This is a genomic window from Microbulbifer sp. TYP-18, assembly GCF_040932045.1.
In the GTDB taxonomy this organism is placed as follows: domain Bacteria; phylum Pseudomonadota; class Gammaproteobacteria; order Pseudomonadales; family Cellvibrionaceae; genus Microbulbifer.
Genome location: NZ_JBFRBC010000064.1, coordinates 1 through 3,326, shown reverse-complemented (window position 1 = coordinate 3,326; position 3,326 = coordinate 1). Strand labels below are relative to the sequence as shown.

Sequence of the window (3,326 nt, the reverse complement as noted above, 5' to 3'; positions counted from 1 at the left end):
AGCGCCCAAAACGAAAAAACCCGCACTGGGCAGGATTCGTAAGTCTTTGATTTAGATGGGGAATATTGGGGTGGCTGACGGGGATCGAACCCGCGACCTCAGGAGCCACAAGCCTCTGATAACACTAATAAAATCAATAAGTATCGAGCTTTTTGAGGGGTAATTACTGTATTTATAACCAGTATTCTACCCCTTGCGATGTCTATTAGGGGTAGCAGTTACCCCCTACCGGGACTGTATATTCTATCAGTACTTTTACTGGTCCATACTCTTGTTAAATAAAGGCTTTCCTTGTTCTGAGCAATCACACGAAAATGCCACCCTTTACATTTGTCCATTTGCCCACTATGATTCGCGCCTGTCCTTATCCATCAATGGAAATTTTTTGCTAGATCATCAGGTATTCGCACGTTCCTAATCCTGTTTAGGGTTAAGGAACGCTCCTAACACTTAAGGCCCTCACGCGAGATGCTGAGGAGACTTATGTCCGCGATTCCTGAAGATTGAGGCACTCCATTGAACATTTCAAAGCACGAGCAGCGCGTTCTGCACGTTCTCGCACTTGGCGGCGAGATTCACTACCTTCGTCACGAAAGTGGCAAAGTCCATGAAGTCATCTGCTACACACGGGATGGACACGTCCTTCCCAGTTGCACGCTTGACGTTTTCAAACGCCTGAAAAGTAAGAAATTTGTCAGCTCGAAAAAGAGCCAGCCCTATCGCATCACGCAATTGGGGGCTAGTTCCGTTCGATCACAAATGGACCAGCGATAACTTTTTAGACAACCTGAAAGGAGGATATTTTCTTATGAAAACACCTTACCAAATACAATATGAGGCCTTCGCTGCCGCCGGCGGTCTCTATGATGAACGACACGCGAAGCTCTATGCTGACTTCGCAGACGCTCTGATTGAAGACGGTAGCTTCTCTATCGTGTATGAAGGAGTAGCACATGCATGCTACACCCCTATTACCGTAGACGCGGCACCACACCTCAAGTGTTACGTGCTGGCCCCCCTGGCAGTACTGCCTCAGTACCAACGAAAAGGGTACGCCACCAGGCTGATGGAAGAGGCTGAGAAGCAGCTGGACGCTGACGTGATCTTTGTTATGGGTGAGCCATTTCATTACGGCAAACGCTACAGTACCCCTCATAAGGTCCTGCCTCCCGTGAGAACCAAAGCTCCGTTAGAGTGTTGGTTCGCCCGTGAGCTGACCCCGGGGGCACTAGATGGCGTGGGCGAATCCACATCCAGCTTAACTGGACCCTACGCCGACCCACGTATGTGGGGGCACCCGAGCGAGCAAGTGTAAACTGGGGCGCGTAATCGCGCGCCCTTCACCTGCATAGACTTTGGGGAAGCTGCAGATGATCAGTCTTCATCAATTACTGGAGAATGAAAACGTTATTCATGATTTAAAATTAGGCGCCTTCACCATTAATGTCCCAGGATGGCCCGATATAGTCGGCAAGCGCATCGGCGTCAGAGTTAAGGGCGTAGACACCCCGGAGTTGCGGGGCAAGTGCCAGGCTGAAAAGGAACTGGCACGAAAGGCCAAACAATTCACCGCCACTGTGTTTCACGGCGCCCAAGAAGTACGCCTTGAGGAGATAGAGCGGGACAAGTATTTCAGGTTATTAGCTGAAGTATGGGTAGATGGAAAGCGGCTAGATCAGCTACTCATAGGCGCTAACCTTGGGTATGAGTATCATGGGGGCAAGAGGCGGAATTGGTGCGGGGGCTGATCTCACTTTATCGAAATCAGCCACCCGCTTCTAATGGAAGAAATACATCAGACCGCGCGAAAAAAGTGTTAAAATCTTACTCCGATCTAAATGGCATTTACTTAATACAGGCTCAGGAAAGTGCCAAGCGACTAGCGAGCTGCCGGAGTGAGCACCTTTCTCACTCCGGCCCTAATCTTTAATTCTGTCGAAATTTTTCATTTTAATCACAAAAAAAACGAGGCTAACGATTACCCAAACAATACACACTGCAAGTGGAATCCAACCCAATTTCCCCATATCTACCCTGAAAAAAAATACTGAATATCCTACCAAGCCATAGAGCCCACTCCTGAAAAGCGGATAAGAAAAAAGGTTTTTCAAGTAAACATATGCCAATTTCATAGTATTCAAAACCCTGGGGAACCTTGTTGCCTTCTTAGTATAATGCCATCGCTGTTAACTATAGTTTGGGTTATAACAATGTTAGCAAGGCCGCTGTCATTGTGGAATCCGGTTACAAGATCCGCACTAATCTCTTGATAGATTGTATCTCCAATTTGTGGGGCATAATTCACCTGGGTATCCACAACTACTCCTTTGCCTGAAACACTTCCTGTTAAATGGAAGGCGTCAAAACTTTACTCTGACCCCAATTATTCATTCGACTTCCTCTTCCACTGATTAAGTTTTCTTGAAATTACAAACGCAAAATAAAAAATAGACACGCCAGATAAAAGTATATTAGGAATGCTATTAACAATAACCTCCTTCTTAACAAGCATAATCGGTAGCGGCACAGCAAAAGCCATTATCAACAAAAAAATCACCAAAACGTATGTGCTGATTTCGGAAGAAAACTTCCTAAAAAATAGAAATAAAACCAACCTAAGCAAAAATATATATGAGACCAGTATCAAAATATCCACTCTTACCACCTTTAATCCACAGCACTGTAAATAGTGGACCCACTCGAAAACAGCTCAACCGTTAAGGCAGTATTCGTAGCCTGATTGAGAGCCGGCTCATGATAGCCCGGAACACCTTTATACCATGCTGGATTGTACGCTGTTCCGTATGCGCTTATCTTAGGAACACTTCGCACTAAGCCGCCCACAGAAGTACCTAAATCAAGCCCAGCATTGATTAGTGTTCCGGCCTGCTCACTACCAGTAACATCGATCAAGAGTTGTTGAGAAACACTATCCGTCCCTCTAATTCCTGCCTGAAAGTTATCAGCACCTTTAGCTGCAACAACAGCTCCAGCCACACAAGTAACACCGCCGCTACAAATTGCGGAACCTAAAAGAACTTGCCCAGCTCCACCAATAGCCTGCCCAGTTCGCAGAAGAATATTAACACCTTCTTCCTTTATGAAGCCGATAAAGCTAGGCTCCTTTTGTGCATTCGGATCACCCCTAACTACCACTTCTTCATCATAAGGAGTCCCCGCGGGGGACACTTTACTATCCTCGGTATCCTCTTCACTTCCCGCGTCATCAGAAGACGAATTCGAACTACCCGAAGAGGAAGTTTGTGAGACGTAAAAGTAACCTCCACCTCCGCCTGACCGCCCACCACCTGTCAAAGTCCTGAGGT

At 46.6% G+C, this 3,326-nt stretch carries 4 protein-coding genes; 3 read left to right on the top strand and 1 reads right to left on the bottom strand.

Going from position 1 to position 3,326, the window contains the following annotated elements:
* The first annotated feature begins 516 nt into the window (after positions 1 to 516).
* From ABVT36_RS18775 to ABVT36_RS18765, 3 genes are read left to right on the top strand one after another with little or no spacing between them, the layout of a single operon-like run.
* Positions 517 to 774, top strand: coding sequence for a YjhX family toxin (locus ABVT36_RS18775; RefSeq protein ID WP_368457925.1), 258 nt, complete (start codon positions 517 to 519; stop codon positions 772 to 774).
* Between the two features lie 34 nt (positions 775 to 808).
* A complete protein-coding gene (locus tag ABVT36_RS18770; RefSeq protein ID WP_368457924.1) occupies positions 809 to 1,315 on the top strand; it encodes a GNAT family N-acetyltransferase in 507 nt (168 codons plus the stop codon).
* Between the two features lie 55 nt (positions 1,316 to 1,370).
* Complete coding sequence (locus ABVT36_RS18765) at positions 1,371 to 1,748, top strand: thermonuclease family protein (protein WP_368457923.1); 378 nt, start codon at positions 1,371 to 1,373, stop codon at positions 1,746 to 1,748.
* Positions 1,749 to 2,667: 919 nt separating this feature from the next.
* Here the strand turns inward: ABVT36_RS18765 and ABVT36_RS18760 are convergent.
* Positions 2,668 to 3,326: hypothetical protein (locus tag ABVT36_RS18760; protein WP_368457922.1), on the bottom strand; the 659-nt coding region annotated here is incomplete at its 5' end.